Here is a 24243-nt window from a genome sequence, read left to right on the forward strand (position 1 = left end):
GGCAGCTAGGCTCCGGGGCATGTCGGACCGACCGCTGCAGCGCGCCGACGGCACGCCCGCCCGTGTCCTCGTCGTCGACGACGAGCACGCGCTCGCCGAGGCCGTCGCCCTCGCGTTCGAGGACGACGGCTGGGCCGTGCGGGCCGTGCACCGCGGGCGCGACGTGCTGTTCGCGGCGCGGGACTTCCAGCCCGACGTGGTCGTGCTCGACGTGATGCTCCCGGACATCGACGGCTTCGAGGTGCTCGACCGGCTCCGCGACGCCCGCGACGACGTCCGGGTGCTGTTCCTCACCGCCCGGGACGCCCCGGAGGACCGGCTCGCCGGGCTCACCGGTGGCGGCGACGACTACCTGACGAAGCCGTTCGGCATCCGGGAGCTCCTCGTCCGGGCCCGGATCCTCGCCCGGACGACGGAGCGTGTGACGGCGGGCGGGAGGCCGGTCGGACTCGTCGTCGGGGACCTCGTCGTCGACGAGGACGCCCGCACGGTCGTCCGCGGCGGCGACCCGCTCGACCTCACCCCGACGGAGTACGAACTCCTCCGGCACCTCGCCCGCAACCAGAACCGCGTGCTCTCCCGCGACCAGCTCCTCGCGAACGTGTGGGGCATGGACTTCGGTGCCGCGTCGAACCTCGTCGACATGTACGTGTCCTACCTGCGGAAGAAGCTCGATGCCGGGCGCGAGCCGATGCTGCAGACGGTGCGCGGAGCCGGCTACGTGCTCCGGCCGGCGACGTGAGCCGTCCCGGTGCGGTGATCCGCGCCTCCCGACCGCACCGCGTCCCCTCGCTCCGGTGGCGGGTCGTCGTCGCGGTCGCCCTGCTGCTCGTCGCGACGAACGTGATGATCGGCGCGGTGACCGTCGTCGCGTACCGGGGGTACCTGGTCGGACGGCTCGACGCGGAACTCGCGACCGCGGCGGGCCGGACACCCGGGGGCGGACCGCCGAGCGGGACCCCCACCGGACCGCCTCCCGGGTCGTCCGGGACGCCGCAGGACCCGGAGAACCGCTTCATCGGCGCACCGGGACAGTCCGCGGACACCGTCGTCGCGATCCTGCGCGACGGCGACGCCGTGCTCGCCGGGTACACCGACAGCGCGGGTGAGCAGCACCGGCTGAGCCGGGCGCAACGGGCCGTGCTCGCCGACGTGACCCCGGACGCCGACCCGGCGACGGTCTCGCTCGGCACCCTCGGGTCCTACCGGGCGCAGGCGGTCACGCGCGACGGCGACGTGTTCGTGACGGCGCTGCCGCTCGGCGACCTGCGGGCGTCGATCGTGCGGCTCGTCGTCCTCATCGGCGGGGTGACGCTGCTCGGCCTGCTGCTCGCGGCGTGGGCCCTCGCCCTCACGGTCCGGCGGGCGTTGCGGCCGCTCGAACGGGTCGCCGCCGTGGCGTCGGACGTCACCGCGCTCGACCTCGAACGCGGGGACCCGGACATCCCGGTCCGCGTCGGGCCCGCCGACCTCGCCGCCACCCGCGAGGTCGGGCAGGTCGGGACCGCACTGAACCGGCTGCTCGGGCACGTCGCCCGGGCGCTCACCGTCCGTCGCGACGCCGAGCACGGCATGCGCGCCTTCGTCGCCGACGCCTCGCACGAGCTGCGCACGCCGATCGCGACGGTGCGGGCCTACGCCGAGCTCTCGGCGGGCTCCGACGACGTCGACGCCCTGCAGCGGAACGCCGCACGGATCGGCCGGGAGGCGGTGCGGATGGGCGACCTCGTCGAGGAGCTCCTGCTGCTCGCCAGGCTCGACGCTGCCGCCCTCGCCGCGGCGCCGACCGCCCTGGCACCCGTGCGCGAGGCGGTCGACCTCACCGCGACCCTCGTCGAGGCCACGGTGGACGCCCGGGCCACCGCCCCCGGACACCGATGGACGCTCGAGGTGCCGGACGAGCCCGTCGTGGTGCCCGGTGACGCCGGGCAGCTCCGCCGTGCCGTCACGAACCTGCTCGCCAACGCCCGGGCGCACACGCCGCCCGGCACGGCCGTGGTGGTGTCCCTGCAGCGGGTCGACGCGGAGGCGGGCGTCGTCCGGCTGGTCGTCGCGAACGACGGACCGCCCGTACCCGAGGAGCTCCTGCCGACGCTGTTCGACCGGTTCACCCGCGGCTCGTCGTCACGGACGCGGGCGGCGGTCGGGGCGGGCATCGGCGCGGATCCCGGCGCCTCCGGGTCCGACGCCGGGTCGACCGGGCTCGGGCTGGCGATCGTCCGGGCCGTGGCGGAGGCGCACGGCGGCACGGTCCGGGCGGTGTCCGGCCCCGGTCGGACGGCGTTCACCCTCGACCTGCCCGCCGGTCCGGCGCTACCCTGAGGCCACGAGACGAGGGGGTCACGATGCCGAACGACTTCGCACACCTGCCGGAGCGACCACGCAGCGAGGACCTCGTGGTCGAGGTGCCGGCCTTCGAGGACGACCGCCCGCAGCCCGAGCCCGAACCGCCGGCCGCTGCACCGGAGCTCGTCGCGGCGACGCGGTACGCCCAGACCTCGCACGCTCCCGCGACCATCCGCCGGACGCAGATCCGGGCCGGGGCGTGGATCGCGGGCGTGCCGATCGCGGTGCTCCTGGTGGTCGCGCTCGTGCAGATCGTCCTGCCCGACTGACCCGCGCGACCCCGCGCGGCCCCGCGCGCCCCCGCCCGTCGCGTTCTTACCGGTGCCACAGGGTGCTGCTGCGATCCGCATCGGGGCGCTGCCGAGTCTGAACGGCATGACGCCAGCGGACCGCACCCTCGACATCGACATCGTCGTCCCTTGCCACGACGAGCAGGACACCCTCGCCGCGCACGTCCGACGACTCCACCAGTTCTGTCGGACCTCCCTCCGGAACTCGTGGCGGATCACGATCGCGGACAACGCCTCGACCGACGACACCGCGCGCATCGCGGACGACCTGGCGGCGATGCTCCCCGACGTGCACGCGGTGCACCTGCCGAAGAAGGGCCGGGGCCGGGCGCTCAAGGCGGTCTGGCACGACTCCCCCGCGCGGGTGCTCGTCTACGTGGACGAGGACCTGTCGACGGACCTCGCCGCGCTCGAACCGCTCGTCGCGCCGCTGCTGTCCGGACACTCGGACATGGCGATCGGCACGCGGCTGGCCGGGTCCTCGCGAGTGGTGCGCGGCGGGAAGCGCGAGTTCATCTCCCGCTCGTACAACCTGCTGCTCCGGACCACGATGGGGGTGTCGTTCTCGGACGCGCAGTGCGGGTTCAAGGCGATCACCCGCGAGGCCGCCGACCACCTGCTCCCCCTGTGCGAGGACGACGCCTGGTTCTTCGACACCGAGCTCCTCGTCCTCGCCGAGCACGCCGGACTGCGCATCCACGAGGTGCCGGTCGACTGGGTGGACGACGTCGACTCGTCGGTGCACATCGCCTCGACGGCGACCGAGGACCTGAAGGGCATGTGGCGGGTGTCGCGCGGCCTGGCGACCGGTCGGGTACCGATCGCGCCGGTGTACGAGGCGATCGGGCGGCGTCCGTTCACCCCGCCGCACGTCGGCATCGTCGGGCAGGTGCTCCGCTTCGGCGCGATCGGCGTGCTGTCCACGATCGCGTTCGCCGCGCTGTACGCCCTGTCCCGACCTGCACTCGGGGCGCAGACGGCCGACTTCCTCGCGCTGCTCGTCACCGCGATCGGCAACACCGCGCTGAACCGTCGGTTCACGTTCGGCGTGCGCGGTCGGGCCGGCGCGGGGCGGCACCACGTGCAGGGGCTCGTCGTCTTCGGGGTGGCGTGGGCGATCACGGCCGGGTCGCTCGTGGTGCTGCACACGAGCGCACCGAGCGCGTCGCACGGCACGGAGGTGCTCGTGCTGACGGCGGCGAACCTCGTCGCGACCGGGGTGCGCTTCGTCCTGTTCAAGGCGTGGGTGTTCCGCTCCCGACGGCGTCCGGTCCTGGTCCGACCCGGCGACGCCCCCGCCCCGGTGGCCGACGTGACCGAGGCGATCGACACGGCCGACGCGGCCGACGCCGAAGCTGCCGACGTCGAGCGTCCGGCCGTCGACGACCACGCGCGCTGACCGCCCGCGCCGACCGCTGACCGGGGCCGGTCGGCCGGTGCAGGAACGCGACGTCGGCGGTTGCTCGCAGCGGAGTACCGCTGCGAGCAGCCGCCCACGTAGCGTTCTGCGGAACCGCGAGCGTGAGCACCCGGGGCGGACGCGGGAAGCCCGGCACGACGTGACCATCGGGCGGACGCGGGCCGACCGGAGGACGCGCCCCGCGCCTCCCGTCCGGCCGGTCTGTTGCACCGGCGGTATACCAAGCCGTAGCATCGGCTCACCCCCGCACCACCCCTCAGGGCCGCGACCGCGATCAGCGGTCCGCCCGCGGCGAGCGCTCCACCGATGCAGCCTGGCCGTCCGCAGCCGGCACACGCCCCACTGGACCCGCACGTGAACCCCTCCCCCTTCGGTCTGTACGACCCTGCCCGCGAGTCGAGCGACTGCGGCGTCGGTTTCATCACCCGCCTCGACGGCTTCTCCTCCCACGACGTCATCGTGAAGGGCGACGAGGCGCTGTGTGCGATCCCGCACCGCGGCGGCAGCTCCGCCGAGGGTGTCGGCGACGGCGCGGGCGTGAGCATCGACCTGTCGACGGAGTTCTTCAGCGCCCTCACCGGCGAGGCACTGCGCCCCGGGCACTTCGGCGTCGCGAACTGCTTCGTGCCGGTCGTGGACCCCGCGCCCGGCGCCGAGCACGCCGGCCCCGCCGCTCGCGCCGCGGCCGAACGCACCGTCACCGCCGCGATCGAGCACGAGGGCTTCACGCTCCTGCTCGTCCGCGACGTCCCGGTCGACCACACCGTGGCCCGCCCCGAGGCGGAGCAGTACCAGCTGCCGATCGTGCAGTGGGTCTTCCGCGCACCCGACGCCTGGACCCGCACCGAGGTCGACGCCGCCGCGAACCGTGCCCTCCTCGCGATCGAGGCGGCGTCCTACGCCGAGGCGGCGGACGTCCACGCCGCGCACGCCGGCCTGTACCCGCTGTCGCTCAGCGCCCGGACGCAGGTCCTCAAGGGCCGGCTGAACTCGGGCGAGGTGATCCGGTACTTCACGGACCTGCTCGACCCGCGGCACTCGGTCCGGACGCTGTACTTCCACACGCGGTTCTCGACGAACACCGAGCCGCACCCGACGATGGCCCAGCCGTTCCGACTGATGGCGCACAACGGCGAGCTGAACACCGACCGGAAGAACCGGCTGTCCGACGAGGCGCTGGCTCGTGCGCGCACCCGGAGCATCGTCCGACCGCCCGGTCAGTCGGACTCGAGCCGCCTCGACCAGACCCTGCAGAGCCGGGTGTTCGACGACGGTCTGGACATCGTCGAGGCCGTCGTGACGCTCATGCCGCCGGCGTGGGAGAACGACCGCTCGCTGCCCGCCGACGTCCGCGCGATGCTCGAGTACCACTCGCTGTACGAGGAGAAGAACGACGGCCCGGCCGCGGTCGTGTTCAGCGACGGCGACGTGGTGGGCGCCCGGCTCGACCGGCTCGGGCTCCGCCCCCTGCGCACGGTGCAGACCGACGAGTACCTCATCGTGGCGTCCGAGGCCGGCCAGGTCGCGTTCGACCCGGACACGGTCGTGCACCGCGGGCGGATCGAGGCCGGCGGCATGCTCGTGGTCGACCACCGGACGGGCGCGGTCCTGCGCTCCGCCGAGGTCCTCGAGACCCTGGCCGCGCGCAAGCCCTACGCCGAGCTGCTCGACGCGGCGCGGGTGGAGCTCGACGCGCTGCCGGCGCCCGACTACGAGCGCGGCACCGACACCCTCGGGTACGACGGTGACCTGACCCTCGCGGGCCGGTACGTGGCGTACTCGCTGAACCAGGAGAGCTTCCGGTTCATGCTCGACCCGATGCTGCAGCACGGGTCGGAGCGCATCTCGGCGATGGGCTACGGCACGGCGATCAACGCCCTCAGCGACACCGAGGGCGGGATGGCGAAGTACTTCTCGCAGCGCTTCGCCCAGGTGACGAACCCGCCGCTCGACTCCATCCGCGAGGCGGACGGCATGTCGATGCGCGTCGCCCTCGGCGCGAAGCTCGACGCGCACAGCACGCACGCCGCGGTCGGCGCGCCGGGCGATGCAGCCATGGCCGCGGAGCACCCCGCGCCCACCCGCCAGCTCGTCGTGCCCTCCCCCGTGCTCGGGCACCTCGACATGGTCCGTCTGCGCGACCAGGACGTCGTGCCCCTCGAGCGCTTCGACATGCTCTACGTCCCGGTCGTGGACGACGAGCGCGCGAACGCCGACGCCGTCCGCGACGCCGTCGACCGCCTCTGCGACGCCGTCGAGGCGTTCGCCCGCACGAGCGGCGGCATCGCGGTCCTCACCGACCGAGCGGTGTCCTCGACGCACGCGCCGCTGCCGGTGGTCCTCGCGATCGCGGCCGTCGACCAGCGTCTCATCGAGACCGGCCTCCGGCTGCGCCTGTCGATCGTCGCCGAGTCCGGTCAGCTCCCCTCGTCGCACCACGTCGCGACGGCGCTCGGTTTCGGCGCCTCGGCGGTCTACAGTCTGTCCGCCCGCCTCCGCGCCGAGGAGCAGTACCCCGCAGCCCCGGCACCCGCCGGCCAGCTCACCGAGACCGACGCCGCGCTCGCGCGCTTCCGCAAGGCCGCCGAGAAGGCCCTCGCGAAGACGATGGGCCGCGTCGGCCTGTGCACCGCCGAGAGCTACATCGGCGGTGCGTTCTTCGAGCCGAACTACCTCGACACCGGCGACGACCTGTTCGCGCGGGTGTTCCCGCACATGGACGCCCCCGTCGGCGGCGTCGGCTTCGCGCGGATCGCCCAGGCGGCGACGGACTGGCACGAGCGCGCCCGGTCGGTCGCGTCGAGCGCGCAGATCCCGATGCTCGGCCTCTTCAAGGAGCGCTCCGACGGCGCGGGACACTCGTTCGGCGTCGCGAGCGTCCGGGGCTTCGGCGGCATGACCGAGGAGCGGCCGGCCTTCGAGCGCTCGGGCGACTCGGAGGCGCTCCGGCTCCTCACCCTCGGGCAGCTCGACGACGCGTTCGGCGTGACCGACGCGGCGTACCGGAACACCGGGTACGACCGGCTCAGCGACGCCGAGATCGACGCGCACCGGATCACCCCGGGCTACGTCACGTTCCTGCAGACCACGCACGACGAGCGGTCCCGCCGCCCGGCGGCGCTCCGCGACGTGCTCGCGCTGCCGGCGGACGTCACCGGCATCGACACGGCGGAGGACTTCGCCCGCGAGCTCGGCCGCTTCGCGACCGCCGGGAACGCCGGCATCACGGTGCGCGGGCTGGCCGGCTCACGGCCGACGTCGGGCGACGGACTGCCGGGAGGCACGGTGCGGTTCCGCCTGGAGCTCGCCTCGACCGGACCCGCGGGTGCACTGCGCCACGCGGCCCTCGCGGACGGCCTCGCCCTGCTGCACCCCGGCCAGGTCGACGTCGACGTCGTCGCCGACGACCACGTCACGCTCCGGGCCACCGGCACCGCGGTCGAGCTGCTCGCCCTGCTCCAGAGCGCCCCGGACAGCGTCGGGCTCGACGAGGTCCAGCCGGCGCACGAGATCACCCGGACCCTGGCGTCCGGTGCGATGAGCCACGGCGCGCTCGTCGCGAGCGCGCACGAGGCCGTCGCGCACGGCACGAACATGGTCGGCGGCATGTCGAACTCGGGCGAGGGCGGCGAGCACCACTCCCGCTACGGCACGATCCGTGGCTCCCGCATCAAGCAGTTCGCCTCGGGGCGGTTCGGCATCTGGGCGGGCTACCTCGCCGACCCGATGCTCGAGGAGCTCGAGATCAAGATCGGCCAGGGCGCGAAGCCCGGCGAGGGCGGGCAGCTGCCCGCCCCGAAGGTCACGGTGGACATCGCGGCAGCCCGTGGTGGCACGCCCGGCGTCGAGCTCATCTCGCCGCCGCCGCACCACGACACCTACTCGATCGAGGACCTCGCGCAGCTCATCCACGACTGCAAGGCCGCCCGCGTCCGGGTGGTCGTGAAGCTCGTGTCCTCCGAGGGCATCGGCACCATCGCGGTCGGCGTCGCGAAGGCCGGCGCGGACGTCATCAACGTCGCGGGCAACACCGGCGGCACGGGCGCGGCGGCGGTCACGAGCCTGAAGTACGCGGGCCGTTCCGCGGAGATCGGCGTGGCCGAGGTCCACCAGGCCCTCGTCGCGAACGGTCTGCGCCAGAAGGTCACGCTGCGCTGCTCCGGCGCCCACCAGACCGGCTCGGACGTCGTGACGAGCGCGCTGCTCGGCGGCGACTCGTTCGAGTTCGGCACGACCGCGCTCATGATGCTCGGCTGCGTGATGGCGAAGAACTGCAACGTGAAGTGCCCGGCGGGCCTGACCACGAACGCCGAGGCGTTCGAGGGCGACCCGCGTGCGCTCGCGCAGTACCTGCTGAACATCGCGCACGACGTCCGGCAGATCCTCGCCCGGCTCGGCCTGCGCTCGCTGCGCGAGGCCCGGGGTCGCACCGACCTGCTGCAGCTCCTCGACCACCCGGCGGGCGTCGGGCGCCTCGACGTCCGCAACCTGCTCGCGCAGGTGCCGGAGAAGGTCGTGACGGACCCGGAGTACCTCGAGAAGGACTACCGCACCGACGACGCCCTCGTCGAGCGCGTCCGCGCGGCACTGATCGACGGCCACGACCACGCACTCCTCTTGGACGGCGTGGCACTCGGCAACGCCGACAAGTCCGTCGGCGGCCAGCTCGGCATCGACCTCGAGCGCATCCTCAACCACGAGCTGCGCGGCGTCGACCTGTCCACGCACCCGGCCGTCGCCGCTCCGGACGACCGCGGCCGCCGCCGGCTGGTCGACGGGGCGCTCACCGTCCGCACGACCGGTTCGGCCGGACAGTCCTACGGCGTCTTCACGAACGACGGCACCACGCTCGACCACGTCGGCACCGCGAACGACGGCCTCGGCAAGAGCCAGAGCGGCGGTCGCATCGTCGTGCGTGCGCCGGGTGGTGGCAGCGTCGAGCGGGGCGGGAACGTGCTCGTCGGCAACTTCGCGCTGTTCGGTGCGACGGGCGGCCGCACCTTCGTCGAGGGCGAGGCCGGCGACCGGTTCGCCGTCCGCAACTCCGGCGCGACCGCGGTCGTCGAGGGGCTCGGCGACTTCGGCTGCGAGTACATGACCGGCGGCGCAGTGTTCAACCTCGGCCCGTACGGCCGGGGGCTCGGCAACGGCATGTCCGGCGGCTTCCTGTACCAGTACGACCCGTCCGGCCAGGTCGCCCAGCGCGCGAGCACCGACTCACTCCTCGTGTTCCCGGTGACCGACACGGCGCACGGCGCCTTCCACGAGGCCGCCGCCCGACTGCTGCTCGAGTGGCACCTGGAGGCGACGGGCTCGGCGCTCGCGGCCCGGCTGCTCGACGAGTGGACGACCGTGCGTGGCGACGTGTACGTCGGGATGCCCCGGGCGCTGCTGCTCACGCAGGACGCCGAGGCGATCAGCGCCGCGGCGACCCGTGCCGAGCTGCTCGACGAGCTCGCGACCTCGATCGCCCGCGACAAGCTCCGCGCCTTCAAGGTTGACTACCGCGACCAGCGGACCGTGCTCGACGGGCGCGCGCCGGCGCTGGGCGACCAGGGCGACGACATGTTCTCGCTGCTGTCCTCGTACACGGTGCTCGGCGCAGCGCAGGACGTGGCGCTCGAACGGGTCCCCGGCGCCCTCGGCCCGGACGACCCGCGGGTCGCGGCGGCCGTGCGGAACCTCGTGCTCACCGAGGACCACGCCGTGCAGCAGCGCGTCGTGAAGTACCTCCGCGGCACCTTCGACCGGTTCGCGGACGACGAGCTCGCGACCCTCATCGCCGTGAAGCGGCTCGACGACGCCAAGCGGGCGCTGGCGCAGCGGAACAACCGCAGCTCCGACGCCCCCGGCACGACCGGATGGATCATGCACCAGAACGCCACGAACGCCGGTCGGGTCCGGGCCGCGCGCTTCGACGAGCTGCTCGCCACCGCGGCGCTCGAGGACATCGCCCGCCGTGCCCCACGGGCCCCGGTCGAGGCGGTGATCGCGTGAGCGTGCTCCCGCCGTCCGGCTCGCTCATCCCGGTCGACGCGCCGTTCTCCGCCGCCCAGGAGTCCTGGCTCGCGGGCTTCATCGCGGGCATCGCTGCCGCCGGACGGAAGGCCGCGCCGGCAGCGCCGACGACCACGGTCGACGTGCTGTTCGGCACGCAGACCGGCAACGCCGAGGCGCTGGCGGAGGACCTCGTCGCCGGCGCCGTCGCACGGGGCCTCGGCGGTCGGGCGACCGCCCTCGACGCCGTCACGCCGGAGCAGCTCGCCGCGATGTCGCACGTGCTCGTCGTCACCTCGACGTACGGCGAGGGCGAGATGCCCGACAACGCCGGCCTGTTCTGGGACGCGATCCAGGCGACCACGGTCCCACGGCTCGAGGGGCTGCACTTCGCGGTCCTCGGCCTCGGTGACACCAGCTACGACGAGTTCTGCCAGGCGGGCAAGCTGCTCGACACCCGGCTCGAGCAGCTCGGCGCGACCCGGCTGCACGACCGCGTCGACTGCGACGTCGACTACGAGGACCCGGCCGCACTCTGGTCCGCCGCCGTCCTCGACCGCCTCGCGGCGCAGGCCGGCGCGCTGCCCGCAGCCGACGCCGTCGGGGCCAGCACGGGGGTGGGGCGGGCCACGTCCGGTGCCGCCACCGGCGGGACGGGCGCGAGTCGCGCCTCCCGGCCGGGGTCGCAGTGGACCAAGCGGAACCCGTTCCCCGCGCGCATGGTCGAGAACCGGCTGCTGTCGTCGCCGCGCAGCGCGAAGGAGATCCGGCACCACGAGTTCGACCTCGCGGACTCCGGGATCACGTACGCCGCCGGGGACGCGCTCGCGGTCGTGCCGCGGAACGACCCGGCGCTCGTCGCCGAACTGCTCGCACAGGTCGGCGCGACCGGCGACGAGGTGTTCGACGGCCGCTCGGTCGCCGACCTGCTCACCCGTGAGCGCGAGGTCCGCACGCCGTCGAAGGACCTCGTCGCCGACCTCGTGCAGCGTGCGCCGGCGAGCGAACTCGCGGCCGTCGTCGCGCATGGCGACAAGCACGAGCTCGACCGCTGGCTGTGGGGGCGGGACGTCGTCGACCTGCTCCGCGACGCCGGGTCCGCCGCGCCGGGCCTCGACGAGCTCCTGCCGGTCCTCCGACCGCTGCAGGCGCGCCAGTACTCGATCTCGTCGAGCCCGCTCGCGCACCCGGACCGGATCCACCTGACGGTGGCGTCGGTCCGCTACGGCGATCCGCGCCGGGAGTACGCCGGGGTGGCCTCGACCTTCCTCGCGGACCGGGTCGGCGCCGACGACACCGTCGACGTGTACCTGCAGCCGAACGCGTCCTTCGGGGTGCCGACCGACCCGGACGCGCCGATGGTGATGATCGGGCCGGGCACCGGCGTGGCACCGTTCCGTGGGTTCCTGCACGAGCGTGCCGCGGCGGGCGCGACCGGGCGCAACTGGTTGTTCTTCGGCGACCAGCACCGCGACACGGACTTCGTCTACGAGGACGAGCTGACGGCGATGCAGGACTCCGGCGTGCTGGACCGGCTCGACCTGGCGTTCTCCCGCGACCAGGCCGAGAAGGTGTACGTGCAGACCCGGATGGCCGAGCAGGCAGCGGAGCTGTTCGCCTGGTTGGAGGAGGGTGCCCACGTCTACGTGTGCGGCGACGCCTCGCGGATGGCGAAGGACGTCGAAGCGGCGCTCCTGCGGGTCATCCGATCGGGCAGGGGTCGCGACGAGGACGACGCACAGGCGTACCTCGCCGACCTGCGGCGGGCGAAGCGGTACGTGCGCGACGTGTACTGAGCCGTCGGGCTCGGCGGTCGGACCGTCGCCCCGGGTGCGGAACCCGAATCCACGCCCGGGGCGACGTCAGAGGTCGCCAGCGGAAGGCCCCTGATCCGGGACTTCCGAGCCACCCCTCCACGCATGCACCGCGACCGGTTCCCTGATCCGGCACCAGGCGCGCGCGTTACGAGCACCGTACGCCTCCATCTCGCGATCGGGTACCCGGTTGACCGCGGAGCGCCGATCCGCTACACGTTCGTCGAGTCGTCCTCGGCATCGCCCGCCGCGACGGCACGCGACCAGGCGGAGTCCTCGCCGCTGCTGGTGTCCGGCGGCTCCGGCGTGAGCACGAGCCCCGACCCGGAGGTCGCCGTCGCGTAGAGCTGGTCGAGCCAGCTCCGGTTGATCGACGGCACGCGGCCGCCGGCGAACTTGAAGTGCAGGCTGACGTTCGGGTGCAGCCAGATCGTGCTGCGGCCGTCCCCGCGGACGACGTCGTCACGCCAGGAGAACGCGAACCGGTGCTCGCGGCGGAGCAGGTTCACGATGACGATCTGCAGGTGTGTCAACGCGCGGTCGTCGATGCGGAGGTCGAGCACCTCACCGGCGTAGATCAGCTGGCCCATGAGGGTCCTTCTACACCGAGCCCCTTGCGCTCGGACTCGACGTGCCCGAGTCTCGTCACCACATCCGTCGAACGGAGGACCCGTGCCGATCACGTCCCTGCAGGTCGACCACGAGGCGAAGACCCTCGTCCTGGTCACCGACGTCCCCGTGCCGGTCGACCGGCTCTGGCAGGCGTTCACCGACCCACGGCAGCTCGAGCGCTTCTGGGGTCCGCCCGGCTTCCCGGCGACGTTCGCCTCGTTCGACCTCCGCCCCGGTGGCCTCGCGCACTACCGGATGACCTCACCGGAGGGCGAGCGGTTCCACGCGGTGTGGCGTGTCGCCGCGATGGAGGAACCACGACGCATCGTGTTCGCCGACCTGTTCACCGATGCGGACGGTGCCGTCGATCCGGCGCCGCCGGCGAGCGAGACCGTGCTCGAGTTCGCGCCCACCGCCGTTGGCTCCCGCGTGACGCTGACGTCGACGTTCGAGTCCGCCGCCGACCTCGACGCGATGCTCGAGATGGGCATGGAGGAGGGCTACCGGCAGGCCTTCGGCCAGCTCGACGACGTGGTCGCTGCGGGCTGAGGACGGGAGGCGCGGGGCGGGCCCGCACCGTGCCTCCCGTCCGGCGGACGGCCGGGTCAGACCGCCGCGGTCGCCTCGTACTGCCGGGCGCCGCCGCGCACCCCGGCGAAGCGGTACGGCGCAGCCGTGACGCGGGGCCGCTCGACGTCCTCGCTCGTGGCCGCACCGGCGGCGTGCAGCTCCCGGTACGCATCCACCGACAGCGGGACCCGGGCGGCCAGGAGTTCGCGGACGCGACCCAGGCGGCGGTGCGACCGGTAGTCCGGTCGGACGATGCCCGTGATGAGCTCGCCGACACTGCCCGAGCCGTAGCTGAACAGGGCGATGCGCTCCCCCGCGAGGTCGTCGTCGAGGTCGAGCAGCGCCGCGAGCCCGATCCAGAGCGAGGCCGTGTACGTGTTGCCGGTCTGCTTGTTGTACGTGAAGCCGATCGCGAGCTCGGACTCGTCGAACGGCACCCCGACGTGCTGCGTGAGCTTGCGGTGCGCCTTGATCGCCATCTTCGTGAACGGCTGGTGGTGCACGAACCGGACGATGTCCTCGTACGCCGGACCGCCCTGCGCCGCGAGGTCGTCCCACGCGCCGACGAACGCGTCGACGTACGCGCTGACGGACAGCCTGCCGTCGACGAGCGCGGTCGACCGGTCGTTCGGCCGCCAGAAGTCGTCGACGTCGGCGGTGTAGACGCCCGCCGCCGGCTCGAGCTCGATGAGGTCGGGGTCGGCGCTGATCAGGATCGCGGCCGCGCCGGCGCCCTGTGTGGGCTCCGCGGCGGTGTCGACGTCGTAACGGGCGACGTCCGCCGCGATGACGAGCACACGCTCGTGCGGCGCGCGCGCGACGATGCCGAGGGCGAGCTGCACGGCGGCGGTCCCGCCGTAGCAGGCCTGCTTCAGCTCGACGACCCGGACGTTCTTCGGCAGGCCGAGCAGCCCGTGCACGAAGACCCCGGCCGCCTTGGACTGGTCGACGCCCGACTCGGTGGCGAACAGCACGGTGCGGATGCCCTCGACGCCGTGGCGGTCGACGATCTCCTTCGCGGCGGCGGCACCCATCGTGACGATGTCCTCGTCGGGGGCGGGCACGCTGAAGGCGTCCTGGCCGATGCCGACGTGGTACTTCGCCGGGTCGACACCGAGGCGCTCCGCCAGGTCGTCCAGCTGGAGGACGTGGTGCCCGGTCGCGATCGCGATGTCGTGGATGCCGATGCCGCTCATGCTGCACCTCCGGCCGGCTTCGACCCGCGCCGTTCCATCGCGACGTGCGCCGCCATGAGCTCACCCGGGTTGGTCTGCGCGGCGAGCAGGGACAGCTCGCCGCAGAGGACGGTCGCCGCGCAGAGGGCCGCGAGCCGCCGGGCGTTGGCACCGGGCTCACGCTCCTCGCGGCAGCCGAGCCGCACGAGGGCGTCCTCGACGACCGGCAGGTCCCCGCCCTTGCCGTTGCCGACCGTGCCCACGATGAGGTGCGGCAGCGCGGTCGAGAAGTACAGGTCGCCGCCGCGGTCCTCGGCGTAGGTGATGCCCTGCGAGCCCTCGACGATGTTCGCGGCGTCCTGCCCGGTGGCCAGGTAGAAGCCGAGGAGCATGTTCGCGTAGTGCGCGTTCGCGGAGCGCAGGGCCCCGGCGATGGTCGATCCGACGAGGTTCTTCGCCACGTTCAGCTCCGCGATGCGGGCGGCACTCGACCGCAGCCGCTTCTCGACGACCTCGCCCGGGATCACGATCTCGGCGATGGTGTTCCGGCCGCGTCCGCGGATGCCGTTCACCGCCGTGGCCTTCTTGTCGGTGCAGAAGTTGCCCGAGACGCTGACGTACCGCAGGCCGGGCTCCCACGCCAGGATCGCCGGCAGCAGCTTGTCCGCCGCCTGCGTCACCATGTTGTGCCCGGAGGCGTCGCCCGTGGTGAACGCGAAGCGCAGGAAGAGCAGGTCGCCGACGATCTCGGGATGCACCTCGATGAGCTTCGCGAACCGGCTCTGCCCGGCGACGAGCTGCTCGAGCTCGTCCTGGCGCGCGAGGATCCGGCCCGCGGCGATGTGCGCGGCGGCGGCGCTGTCGGCCTTCACGACGACGGAGCGGGTCATCCGCTCGTCGACGACGGTCGCGACGATGCCGCCCTCGACCATCCGCGAGACGCGGGCTCCACGGCCGACGGACGGCCAGAGCGGCGACTCGTAGGTCGCGAGGGGCACTTCGTGCTCGCCCTCGACGGCGTTGCCGCTCACACGGATCGGCCCCACCCACTTCGTGGGGATCGGGGTCAGCAGGTCGGTCATTCGACGCTCCCTTCGGGTGCTTGCACCGCGACGCTGAGGTGTCTGATGTCGTGCGCCTCCCAGGCGCGGTGGATGCCGGCGAGGTCGGTGTCCGCCGGGACGAGCGCGATGCCGCAGTCGCCGCCGCCGGCGCCGGACGGCTTCGCCGCCCCGCCGGCCGCCTCGACGACGTCGCACAGGGTGGTCAGGCGCTCGGTCTCGATCTTCGACCCGACCGACGCCCCGAGGCGCTGCAGGAGCGTGCGGGCGCGGCGCAGGGCGTCGAGCGTCATCGACGCATCGCCGGTCTGGAGGCCCGTGGTCAGGTCGTCGACGCAGGTGCGGCTCTCGTCGAGGAACGCCTGGTACCCGCCGTTGCGGTGTCGACGCACGACACCGACGAGCTTCGTGGTGGACGCCGGCGAACCGGTCCAGCCGACGAGCAGTTCGAGGCCCTTCGGCGCCGGCAGCCGTTCGACGTCGAACCCGGTCCACGCGTCCGCGTCGGTGAGGACGTCGGACACCGTACGGCCGTCGAGCATCTTGGCGAGACGTTCCCGGTCCGGCGCGCTGTAGCGCAGCCAGCCCCCGAAGGTGCTCGCGGCGAGGTCGCCGCCGGACGCCCGGGGGTTCACCCGGATGGTGGCGAGCAGGGCGACCTGGAACCGCTGCCGCTGGGTGAGACCGATGCCGTAGAAGCGGTCGAGTGCGCCGACGGTCGCGACGGTCACCGCGGCGGACGACCCGAGGCCGAACTTCCGGCCGCTCGCGTCGTCGAGCTGGCTCTCGATCCGGAGGTCGTGGAAGCGCGGGGCGATGCCGCGTTCGGAACGGAGCTTCTCGACGAGGTCGATCGTCGCCATCACGTAGTCGTACGGGTGGTGCTCGCGGTCGAGCGCCAGCCCGTCCTCGTCGCGCGTCCAGGTCAGCGGCAGGTGCCCGTACTCCTCGGAGTGCACGCTGCCGGAACCGTGGCCCTCGGCGACCCGCGCGGTGATCGCACGGTCGAGGGCGATGAGCACGGACGGCTGGCCGGGCTCGACGACGGCGTACTCGCCCGCGACGAACAGCTTGCCGTGGGCTCGGAACTCGATCACTCGGTGCGCTCCTCCTGGACGGGTGCGACGCCCGGCTCGGGCGTCCCCGTTCCTTCGGAGCGGACCACGCGCGCGCCTGGTCCGGTGCCGGACTCGATGACGTCGCCCAGGTCGGCGAGCGCCTCGGCCACGGCCGCGCGTTCACCGGGCGTCGTGAGGACGACGACGTTCGGCCCGGCGTCGGCGGTGGCCCAGGCCTGCAGCCCGTCGGCGCGGAGACCGGCGACCGCGTCGAACACCGCGACGCTGCGGGCGGTGAGGTAGCGGATCGGGGGGAACGCGCCCTCGATCGTGGCGTGCATGCGCAGCGCGTTGCTCTCGGTGAGCTCGCCGATCCGCGGGAAGTCGCCGGCGGCGCACGCCGCCACCATGTCGTCGACCGTGCCGGCGGTGCTGGTCACCCACGCCGGGTAGAACGGCGACGTGTCGATCGTCCGGCGCATCGCCTCGCGCGACCCGATCGCCTTCTCCCCCGCCGAGATCGTGACGACGACCATCGCCATCGGCGGCGCGTCGATGCGCTCGGCGAACGAACCCTGGTCGTCGCCGGCGTGCCACATCGAGACGCCGCCGGGGATCGACCGCGTGGCCGAACCGGAGCCGCGTCGGGCGAGCCGCGAGAGGTCGCGCTCGGCCAGGTCGAGCCCGTAGGCGGCTGCGGCAGCGGTCGCGAGGGCGGCGAAGCCCGACGCGCTCGACGCCAGGCCGGCCCCGGTCGGGACGGTGTTCTCGGACACGACCCGGGCGCGCGCGGTGGACCCGGCGAGGTCCCGCACGAGGTCGAGGAACTGCTGGACGCGGAGCAGCGCGCCCTCGGGTGCGGCCCCGCCGTTCAGCACGAACGAGTCGGCGTCGTCGTCCGTGAGCGAGACGGTGGTGGTGGTCGGGAAGACGTCGAGCCCCATCGACACGCTGCCCGTCGCGGGCAGGGCGAGTCGCGCGTCAGCCTTGCCCCAGTACTTGACGAGGGCGATGTTGGGGTGCGCGACGGCGGTGGCGGTCATCAGGCGCGGGCTCCGATCGTGGTGGTCCAGGTGGCTGCGGCCCCTGCGCCGCGGAGTGCGGCCGCGACGCGGACCGCGTGCTCGCCGTCCGTGACGAGCGCGAGGACGCAGCCGCCGCGCCCACCGCCGGTGAGCTTCGCGCCGAGGGCGTCCGCACCACGTGCGGCCGTCACGAGCCGGTCGAGGTCGCCGCTCGACACGTCGAGGGTGGTCAGCAGGTCGTGCGCGGCGTCCATCGTGGCACCGAGGCCCTGGGCATCGCCATCCTCGAGTGTCCCCCGAGCGCGTCGTGCGAGCTCCCCGATCGCGTCGACGGTGCGGTCGACGGTCACCGGGTCGGCGTCGTGTCGCGCGCGGACCGCCGCGACGGCCTCGCGCGTGTGCCCGGGCACGCCGGTGTCCGCGACGACGAAGGTGAACGCGGCGCCGAGCGCGACCGGCTCGATGCGGCCGCCCTCGAACCACACCGGGACGTCGGCGACGACCCCGCGGGCGTCGAGGCCGGACGGTCGGCCGTGGGCGACGCGCTCGCACTCCTGCACGAGCTCGTGGTGGGTCTCGGCGTCGAGCGTCACGCCCAGGGCGTCCGCGACGGCCGCCGTCACGGCAGCGGCGACGGCGGCACTCGAGCCCATCCCCCTGGCCGTCGGCACGGCGCTGTCGACCCGCACGTGCAGGGACCGTCCTGGCGCACCGAGGTGGCGGAGGGTCGCCGTGATCGCGGTCACCGTCGGCAGGACGGCGGCGGGAGCGGTGTCGAGCGGTCCGGTGTGCACCGTCGACTCGAGGTGGCTGCCGCGCGCACCGTCGACCGGGGTGGCGGTCGCGGTGACCCGGACGTCCAGCACGGGCAGCACGAGTGCGGGTGCGCCGTAGACCACGGCGTGCTCCCCGATCAGGATCGTCTTGCCGTGGGACGACGCCGTACCGGTGCGGAGGGTGGTTCCTGCTCCCGGTGTCGCGCTGCGGTCGGTGTGGTGGCTGGTCATCGTGGGTCACGTCAGCCTAACCGGATGCGGCCCGGGAGGCGCGTGGAAGCCGTCCGGACGCCGCTCCCGTGCTGCGCGTCGCGCTCGCTGACCGCGCTCCGGGCGGACACGGGGCATCGTTCGGAGCACGGTCTGCCCGCGCGCGAGCCGCGCCCGCTCCGACCCGAGGTCCCCCACCATGCCGTACGCGCTCCTGCCGTCCCGCACCGTCCCCGTCTCCCTGCGCGCCGTGGCTGCCGCAGCGGGCGGGTCCGTCGTCGGGGACGACCGCGTCCGGGGTGTCGAGCGTCGCGGTGGGCACCGCGGACCTCCAGCCCGGCGGCCTGTTCGCGGCGGTGCCCGGGCGGCGGACCCACGGCGCGGACCACAGCGGTACCGCTCGGCACGCCGGGGCGGTCGCGGTGCTCACCGACGCAGCAGGGCTCCCCGCCGCCCGCGCCGCCGGTCTGCCCGTCGTCGTCGTCCCCGATGCCCGAGGGGTGCTCGGCGCGGTCGCCGCGCTCGTGTACGCCACCGGTGGAGCTCCCCACCGGTCCTTCGGGGTCACCGGCACGAACGGCAAGACGACCACCGTGCACGTGCTGGACGCGCTGATGCGGCGGCTGGGATGGCGGACCGCGCTGAGCTCGACGGTCGAACGCACCATCGGCACGCGCGGCGGTCCGAGCGCGCTCACGACCCCGGAAGCCCCCGAACTGCACGCGTTCCTCGCCGCCGCAGCCGAGGCGGGCGTCGAGGGGGTCGCCCTCGAGGTCAGCGCGCAGGCGATCACCCGCCGACGCACCGACGGTGTCGTGGTCGACGTCGCGGGGTTCACGAACCTGTCGCACGACCACCTCGACGACTACGCCGACATGGACGAGTACCTCCGGGCGAAGGCGCAGCTCTTCACCCCGGCACGCTCGCGCTCGGGCGTCGTCTCGCTCGACTCCGCAGCAGGCCGCCGAGTCGTCGCGAGCGCGTCCGTGCCCGTCACGACCATCATGAGCGACGGGGCCACCGGTGCGGACTGGACGGTGCGGACACGCGAGCAGCGATCGGATGGCACGAGCGCGCTCCTCGTCGCGCCCGACGGGCAGACCCTGGCGATCGACGTCCCGCTCCTCGGGGTGCACACCGTCGCGGACACCGGACTCGCGGTCGCCATGCTCGCGACCGCCGGCGCCCCCCTCCCCGCGCTGCGCGCCGCGACGAGCGCACCGCTCGACGTGGTGGTCCCCGGTCGGATGGCCGACGCCTCGGCGCCCACCGGCCCGCGCGTGTACGTCGACTTCGCCCACACCCCGGATGCGTTCACGAAGAGCCTCGCCGCCCTCCGGGCCGTCGCGCCGGGACGGCTCGGCATCGTCGTCGGAGCGGACGGTGATCGCGATCCGAGCAAGCGCCGTGCGATGGGCGCCGCGGCGGCCCGTGGCGCGGACGTCGTCGTCGTGGCCGACCATCATCCGCGGCACGAGGACCCCGGGCCGATCCGCGCGGCGCTGCTCGCCGGCGCCCGGGAGGCGGCGACGGCGGCCCTCGTGCTCGAGGAGGCAGACCCGGCGCGGGCGATCCGGCGGGCCATCGCCGAGGTCGGACCGGACGGGGTCGTCTACTGGGCCGGCCCGGGTCTCACCGACTACCGGGACGTCGCCGGGGCGCACGTGCCGTACTCGTCGTTCGCGGGCGCGCAACGGGCGCTCGCCGAGGCCGGCCATCCCCGGGCAGCCGCTCCGGTCAATGTTTGAGTTGTGCACAACTGAGTTGCGTGCGACACTGGTGTCATGCCGGTGACCGACGAGATGGTGTGCTTCTCGCTGTACGCGGCGTCGCGGGCGACCACCCAGGCGTACCGCGCGCTGCTCGAACCCTGGGGCCTCACCTACCCGCAGTACCTCGTGCTCGTGACCCTGTGGATCGAGGGCGACCAGACCGTCTCGTCCCTCGGCGACCACCTGCAGCTCGACTCCGGCACCCTCTCGCCACTGCTCCGCCGCATGGAGCAGGCCGACCTGGTCCGCCGCGAGCGTCGCAGCACCGACGAGCGTGTCGTCACCGTCACCCTCGGCGACCGCGGTCGCAGCATCCGACCCGAACTGGCCCACGTCCCCGCGCGGATCGCGGCCGGCATGGGCCTGAGCGACGAGCAGGCGGCGCTCGAACTCATCGCGACGCTGCAGCGCCTCACGGCGACCATGCACGCCGCTGTCGACGCCCCCACGGCGCCGACCCGCTGAACCCCACGAAGGAAGGAAGGACCCACATGGACGTCCTCTACACCGCCGAGGCCCTCGCAACGGGCGAAGGCCGCAACGGCCACGTCGCCACCAGCGACGGCCGCGTCGAGCACGACCTCGCCATCCCGAAGGAGATGGGCGGTTCCGGCAACGGCGCGAACCCCGAGCAGCTCTTCGCCGCCGGCTACGCCGCGTGCTTCCACTCCGCGCTGCAGGGCGTCGCCCGCGCACAGAAGGTGAAGATCACCGACTCGACCGTCGGCGGCCGCGTCTCCATCGGCCCGAACGGCCAGGGCGGCTACCAGCTCGCCGTCATGCTCGAGGTCGTCATCCCCGGCCTGGAGCACGACCAGGCCCAGGCCCTCGCGGACGCCGCGCACCAGGTCTGCCCGTACTCGAACGCCACCCGCGGCAACATCGACGTCGCCATCGTCGTCTCGGAGGACTGACCCATGACCGACACCATCCCCACCACGATGCGCGCCGTCGTCCACGAGGCCTTCGGCGAGCCGGCCGACGTCCTCACCGTGGCCGAGCGCCCCGTCCCGCAGCCCGGCCCCGGCCAGGTGCTCGTCCGCACCGTGCTCTCCCCGATCCACAACCACGACCTGTGGACCATCCGCGGCACCTACGGCTTCAAGCCCGAACTCCCCGCCGCAAGCGGCACCGAGGCGCTCGGTGTCGTCGAGGCCCTCGGCGAGGGCGTCGACCGTCTGCAGGTCGGCCAGCGCGTCGCCGGCGGCACCTTCGGCGTCTGGGCGGAGTACTACGTCGCCGACGCAGCCGGGCTCGTCCCCGTGCCGGACGCGATGCCCGACGAGGCCGCGTCGCAGCTCGTCTCGATGCCGTTCAGCGCGATCAGCCTGCTGCACTCGCTCGACCTGCACGAGGGCGACTGGATCATCCAGAACGCCGCGAACGGCGCCGTCGGCCGGATGGTCGCGCAGCTGGGCAAGGCCCGCGGCATCAACGTGATCGGCCTCGTCCGTCGCGCCGAGGGTGTCGAGGAGCTCCGCGCGCAGGGCATCGACCGCATCGTCGCCACCGACGGTGAAGGTTGGCAGGACCAGGTCCGTGAGCTCACCGGCGGCGCTCCGATCGTCGCGGGCGTCGAATCCGTCGGCGGGAAGGCCGCCGGCGACATCGCCTCGGTGCTCGGCGAGGACGCGACGCTCGTGGTCTTCGGCGCGATGGCGTCGCCGACGCTCGAGATCCCGTCCGGCAAGGTGATCTTCGGCCAGCTCACGGTCAAGGGCTTCTGGGGCGCCGTCGTCAGCAGGACGATGCCGGCCGAGCTCAAGGGCCAGCTCTTCGGCGAGCTCATCACCCGCGTGCTCGACGGGTCGCTGACGCTCCCCGTCTCCGAGACCTTCGCCTTCGAGGACGCTCGCGCAGCGGCGCGGGCGAGCGACACCGCCGGCCGCGTCGGCAAGGTGCTCCTGCGCCCGTAGTCGCGACCGCCGCACGGACGGGAGGGACGGTGCCAGCTGGCACCGTCCCTCCCGTCCGTGACGTGGGTGGTCCTACCGCCGTGCCTGCTTCGCCGGGACCACGAAGATGTTGCCGGTGGTGACCCCCTGCTCGACCTCTTCGAGGGTGCGGCCACGGCTCTCCGGCACGAACTTCCAGATGAACAGCAGCGCGACGGCACCGACCGCCGCGAAGCCGAAGAACGTCCCGGTGATGCCGGTCGCAGCCACGATCGTCGGGAAGTACAGACCGAGGAACGCGTTCGCGATCCAGAGGCAGAACACCGAGATCCCCATGCCGAGCGCACGGATCTGCGTCGGGAAGATCTCGGACAGGATCACCCAGGTGGCGATGTTGAGGAAGGTCTGCATCGACCCGACGAAGGCCACCACCAGGAACAGGATCACCCACGGACGAGCGGCGTTGCCCGGCGCGAGGGTCATCGACGCGACACCGATGAGCAGGTGGCACACCGTCGTCAGCGAGTACCCGAGGACCAGCGTCGTCCGCCGGTTGATGCGCTCCATGTTCGCGAGGGCGATGACGCCGCCGACGACCGCGATCACCCCGGGCGCGATGTTCGCGATGAGGGCCGCCGACTCCTGGAACCCGGACTCGATGAGCACCGTCTGCCCGTAGTACATGATCGAGTTGATGCCCGTGAGCTGCTGCGCGACGCCGATGCCGGCACCGATGAGCACGATGCGGATCAGCCACTTGTTGCCGAGCAGGATGCGCCACCCGCTCACCTGCCGGTTCGAGCTCTCGAGCTCGTTCGTGCGCTTGATGTCCTCGAGCTCGGCAGTGGCGCGCTCGTCCGACCGGACCTGCGCGAGCACCGCTCGAGCTTCGCCGTAGCGGCCCTTCGACGCGAGCCACCGCGGCGACTCCGGGACTCGGAGCATGCCGACGAACAGCGCGATCGCGGGCAGGGCGCACACGGCGAGCATCACCCGCCAGACGCCGTTGCCCTCTCCCCAGAGGCTGCCGATCACGGCGTTGACGACGAACGCCGCCAGCTGCCCGATGACGATCATGAGCTCGTTGCGGCCGGACAGCGACCCGCGGATCTCGTACGGGGCCAACTCGGCGAGGAAGACCGGGACGACTGTGGACGCCCCACCCACCGCGAGACCGAGGAGCACCCGGCCGACGACCATCACCCCGAACGCCGGGGCGAACACGCACGTCAGGGTGCCGACGAAGAAGACCACGGCGAGCAGGATGATCGTCTTCCGACGCCCCCACCCGTCCGAGAGCCGGCCGCCCACCATCGCGCCGATCGCGGCACCGAACAGCAGGGAGCTCGTCACGACGCCCTCGGTGATCGAGGTGAGCCCGAGCTCGGTCGTCATCGGTCGGAGCGCGCCGTTGATGACACCGGTGTCGTACCCGAACAGCAGGCCGCCGAAGGTGGCGACGAGGGCGAGGACGCCGAGCCGGCGACGGTGCGGGCCCTCGCCGACGGGAGGCAGTGCGACGGCCGGTGCCGTCGGCGTGATGTCGACCATGCGGTGACTCCTTCGTCCGTGATCGCACGTCAGTGCGCGCTGTGATCGTAACCCGGATCCATGTCCTGTCAATGCGACAAGAGAACATACTTCCGCTTGGAGCGGTCCACGAAAGACCTGATCAGTGTGGGAGCGGTGCGTCCGGCGCGTCGCGGTCGTCGTCGCCGGGTCCGGTGAGCACGTCCCCCAGGCTCACCATGTCGGCGCCGTGATCGGTGTACCGACGGACGGTCCGACGTGCTGCCGCGCTCGCTGCGCCGGCGAGCCGTGGGTTGCGGCGGGCGGCGTCCGCCACGCGACCGGCGTGTCCGGCGGTCGACAGGAGCACGTTCGCCAGTGCGCGGGCGTTCCCGGCCTCGGGGACCCCGGTGACGCCCCAGGCCGTGCGGAGCTGGTCGTCCGGCGTGACTCCGCGGCGGGTGCCCATGCTGTGCCAGTCGGACAGGGTGCCCTCGGTCCGGGCGGCGGCACGGTCGGCCTCGCCCGCACGCCGTCGAGCGGTGTCGCGGTGCTCGTCGTCGTCGAGCCGTCCGCCGTTCCGCACCGCGTCGGCGCGCTCGCGGGCGGCGGTGTCGTCGCCGCCCGACGCCGCGATCCGTGCGGCGTGGGCAGCTGCAGCAGCGGCGAGGATGTCCGATCGGTCCATGCCTCGACGGTAGCCCGTCACGCCG

The 24243-nt window shown here is 73.4% G+C and carries 19 protein-coding genes; 11 read left to right on the forward strand and 8 right to left on the reverse strand.

The window, feature by feature from the left end; genetic code table 11:
* Positions 1-19 precede the first annotated feature (19 nt).
* From ACY3FI_RS13175 to ACY3FI_RS13200, 6 genes are all read left to right on the forward strand, one after another.
* Positions 20-742 (forward strand): response regulator transcription factor, encoded by a 723-nt coding sequence (locus ACY3FI_RS13175; protein WP_462548013.1) that lies wholly within the window; start codon positions 20-22, stop codon positions 740-742.
* A complete protein-coding gene (locus tag ACY3FI_RS13180) occupies positions 739-2322 on the forward strand; it encodes a sensor histidine kinase (protein ID WP_462548014.1) in 1584 nt (527 codons plus the stop codon). The genes ACY3FI_RS13175 and ACY3FI_RS13180 overlap by 4 nt, the downstream gene beginning before the upstream one ends.
* Before the next feature lie 23 nt (positions 2323-2345).
* Entirely contained in the window at positions 2346-2615 is a 270-nt protein-coding gene (locus ACY3FI_RS13185; protein ID WP_462548015.1) for a hypothetical protein, read from the forward strand.
* A 106-nt stretch (positions 2616-2721) separates the two neighbouring features.
* Positions 2722-4035, forward strand: a complete 1314-nt coding sequence (locus ACY3FI_RS13190) for a glycosyltransferase (protein ID WP_462548016.1) — start codon at positions 2722-2724, stop codon at positions 4033-4035.
* A gap of 375 nt (positions 4036-4410) precedes the next feature.
* Positions 4411-10053, forward strand: a complete 5643-nt coding sequence (locus ACY3FI_RS13195) for a glutamate synthase-related protein (protein WP_462548017.1) — start codon at positions 4411-4413, stop codon at positions 10051-10053.
* Positions 10050-11849, forward strand: coding sequence for a sulfite reductase subunit alpha (locus ACY3FI_RS13200; RefSeq protein WP_462548018.1), 1800 nt, complete (start codon positions 10050-10052; stop codon positions 11847-11849). Before ACY3FI_RS13195 ends, ACY3FI_RS13200 begins: the two co-directional genes overlap by 4 nt.
* A gap of 230 nt (positions 11850-12079) precedes the next feature.
* On the opposite strand, the gene ACY3FI_RS13205 is transcribed toward ACY3FI_RS13200, so the two are convergent.
* On the reverse strand, positions 12080-12457 hold the full coding sequence (locus tag ACY3FI_RS13205; protein WP_462548019.1) for a DUF7882 family protein: 378 nt from the start codon (positions 12455-12457) through the stop codon (positions 12080-12082).
* Positions 12458-12539: 82 nt separating this feature from the next.
* Between ACY3FI_RS13205 and ACY3FI_RS13210 the strand changes: the two genes are divergently transcribed.
* On the forward strand, positions 12540-13028 hold the full coding sequence (locus ACY3FI_RS13210; RefSeq protein WP_462548020.1) for an SRPBCC family protein: 489 nt from the start codon (positions 12540-12542) through the stop codon (positions 13026-13028).
* A 56-nt stretch (positions 13029-13084) separates the two neighbouring features.
* Here ACY3FI_RS13210 and ACY3FI_RS13215 read toward each other — a convergent pair whose 3' ends face one another.
* Genes ACY3FI_RS13215 through mvk form a run of 5 tightly spaced genes read right to left on the reverse strand, consistent with a single transcriptional unit; the run spans position 13085 to position 18375 of the window.
* On the reverse strand, positions 13085-14245 hold the full coding sequence (locus ACY3FI_RS13215; RefSeq protein ID WP_462548021.1) for a hydroxymethylglutaryl-CoA synthase: 1161 nt from the start codon (positions 14243-14245) through the stop codon (positions 13085-13087).
* On the reverse strand, positions 14242-15306 hold the full coding sequence (locus ACY3FI_RS13220) for a hydroxymethylglutaryl-coenzyme A reductase family protein (RefSeq protein WP_462548022.1): 1065 nt from the start codon (positions 15304-15306) through the stop codon (positions 14242-14244). Before ACY3FI_RS13220 ends, ACY3FI_RS13215 begins: the two co-directional genes overlap by 4 nt.
* Positions 15303-16382 (reverse strand): phosphomevalonate kinase, encoded by a 1080-nt coding sequence (locus tag ACY3FI_RS13225; RefSeq protein WP_462548023.1) that lies wholly within the window; start codon positions 16380-16382, stop codon positions 15303-15305. The genes ACY3FI_RS13220 and ACY3FI_RS13225 overlap by 4 nt, the downstream gene beginning before the upstream one ends.
* The gene (mvaD, locus tag ACY3FI_RS13230; RefSeq protein ID WP_462548024.1) at positions 16379-17386 is read right to left on the reverse strand and encodes a diphosphomevalonate decarboxylase; all 1008 of its coding nucleotides are present in this window, start codon (positions 17384-17386) and stop codon (positions 16379-16381) included. Before mvaD ends, ACY3FI_RS13225 begins: the two co-directional genes overlap by 4 nt.
* Positions 17386-18375, reverse strand: a complete 990-nt coding sequence (gene mvk / locus ACY3FI_RS13235) for a mevalonate kinase (RefSeq protein WP_462548025.1) — start codon at positions 18373-18375, stop codon at positions 17386-17388. The genes mvaD and mvk overlap by 1 nt, the downstream gene beginning before the upstream one ends.
* 278 nt (positions 18376-18653) lie before the next feature.
* Between mvk and ACY3FI_RS13240 the strand changes: the two genes are divergently transcribed.
* From ACY3FI_RS13240 to ACY3FI_RS13255, 4 genes are read left to right on the forward strand one after another with little or no spacing between them, the layout of a single operon-like run.
* A complete protein-coding gene (locus ACY3FI_RS13240) occupies positions 18654-20102 on the forward strand; it encodes a Mur ligase family protein (RefSeq protein ID WP_462548026.1) in 1449 nt (482 codons plus the stop codon).
* Between the two features lie 36 nt (positions 20103-20138).
* Positions 20139-20591 (forward strand): MarR family winged helix-turn-helix transcriptional regulator, encoded by a 453-nt coding sequence (locus ACY3FI_RS13245; protein ID WP_462548027.1) that lies wholly within the window; start codon positions 20139-20141, stop codon positions 20589-20591.
* 26 nt (positions 20592-20617) lie between these two features.
* Entirely contained in the window at positions 20618-21040 is a 423-nt protein-coding gene (locus ACY3FI_RS13250) for an organic hydroperoxide resistance protein (protein WP_462548028.1), read from the forward strand.
* A 27-nt stretch (positions 21041-21067) separates the two neighbouring features.
* Positions 21068-22042, forward strand: coding sequence for a zinc-binding dehydrogenase (locus ACY3FI_RS13255; protein ID WP_462550364.1), 975 nt, complete (start codon positions 21068-21070; stop codon positions 22040-22042).
* A gap of 72 nt (positions 22043-22114) precedes the next feature.
* Here ACY3FI_RS13255 and ACY3FI_RS13260 read toward each other — a convergent pair whose 3' ends face one another.
* Positions 22115-23572, reverse strand: a complete 1458-nt coding sequence (locus ACY3FI_RS13260; protein WP_462548029.1) for a sugar porter family MFS transporter — start codon at positions 23570-23572, stop codon at positions 22115-22117.
* A gap of 121 nt (positions 23573-23693) precedes the next feature.
* A complete protein-coding gene (locus tag ACY3FI_RS13265) occupies positions 23694-24218 on the reverse strand; it encodes a hypothetical protein (protein ID WP_462548030.1) in 525 nt (174 codons plus the stop codon).
* Positions 24219-24243 lie beyond the last annotated feature (25 nt).

This window comes from Curtobacterium sp. RM9 (genome assembly GCF_054956955.1).

Coding starts and splice junctions, on each gene's coding strand:
- ACY3FI_RS13215 (WP_462548021.1), bottom strand. CDS start 14,245: ATGAGCGGCATCGGCATCCACGACATCGCGATCGCGACCGGGCACCAC.
- ACY3FI_RS13265 (WP_462548030.1), bottom strand. CDS start 24,218: ATGGACCGATCGGACATCCTCGCCGCTGCTGCAGCTGCCCACGCCGCA.
- ACY3FI_RS13255 (WP_462550364.1), top strand. CDS start 21,068: ATGCGCGCCGTCGTCCACGAGGCCTTCGGCGAGCCGGCCGACGTCCTC.
- ACY3FI_RS13245 (WP_462548027.1), top strand. CDS start 20,139: ATGCCGGTGACCGACGAGATGGTGTGCTTCTCGCTGTACGCGGCGTCG.
- ACY3FI_RS13260 (WP_462548029.1), bottom strand. CDS start 23,572: ATGGTCGACATCACGCCGACGGCACCGGCCGTCGCACTGCCTCCCGTC.
- ACY3FI_RS13190 (WP_462548016.1), top strand. CDS start 2,722: ATGACGCCAGCGGACCGCACCCTCGACATCGACATCGTCGTCCCTTGC.
- ACY3FI_RS13185 (WP_462548015.1), top strand. CDS start 2,346: ATGCCGAACGACTTCGCACACCTGCCGGAGCGACCACGCAGCGAGGAC.
- mvaD (WP_462548024.1), bottom strand. CDS start 17,386: ATGACCGCCACCGCCGTCGCGCACCCCAACATCGCCCTCGTCAAGTAC.
- ACY3FI_RS13250 (WP_462548028.1), top strand. CDS start 20,618: ATGGACGTCCTCTACACCGCCGAGGCCCTCGCAACGGGCGAAGGCCGC.
- ACY3FI_RS13175 (WP_462548013.1), top strand. CDS start 20: ATGTCGGACCGACCGCTGCAGCGCGCCGACGGCACGCCCGCCCGTGTC.
- ACY3FI_RS13205 (WP_462548019.1), bottom strand. CDS start 12,457: ATGGGCCAGCTGATCTACGCCGGTGAGGTGCTCGACCTCCGCATCGAC.
- ACY3FI_RS13220 (WP_462548022.1), bottom strand. CDS start 15,306: ATGACCGACCTGCTGACCCCGATCCCCACGAAGTGGGTGGGGCCGATC.
- mvk (WP_462548025.1), bottom strand. CDS start 18,375: ATGACCAGCCACCACACCGACCGCAGCGCGACACCGGGAGCAGGAACC.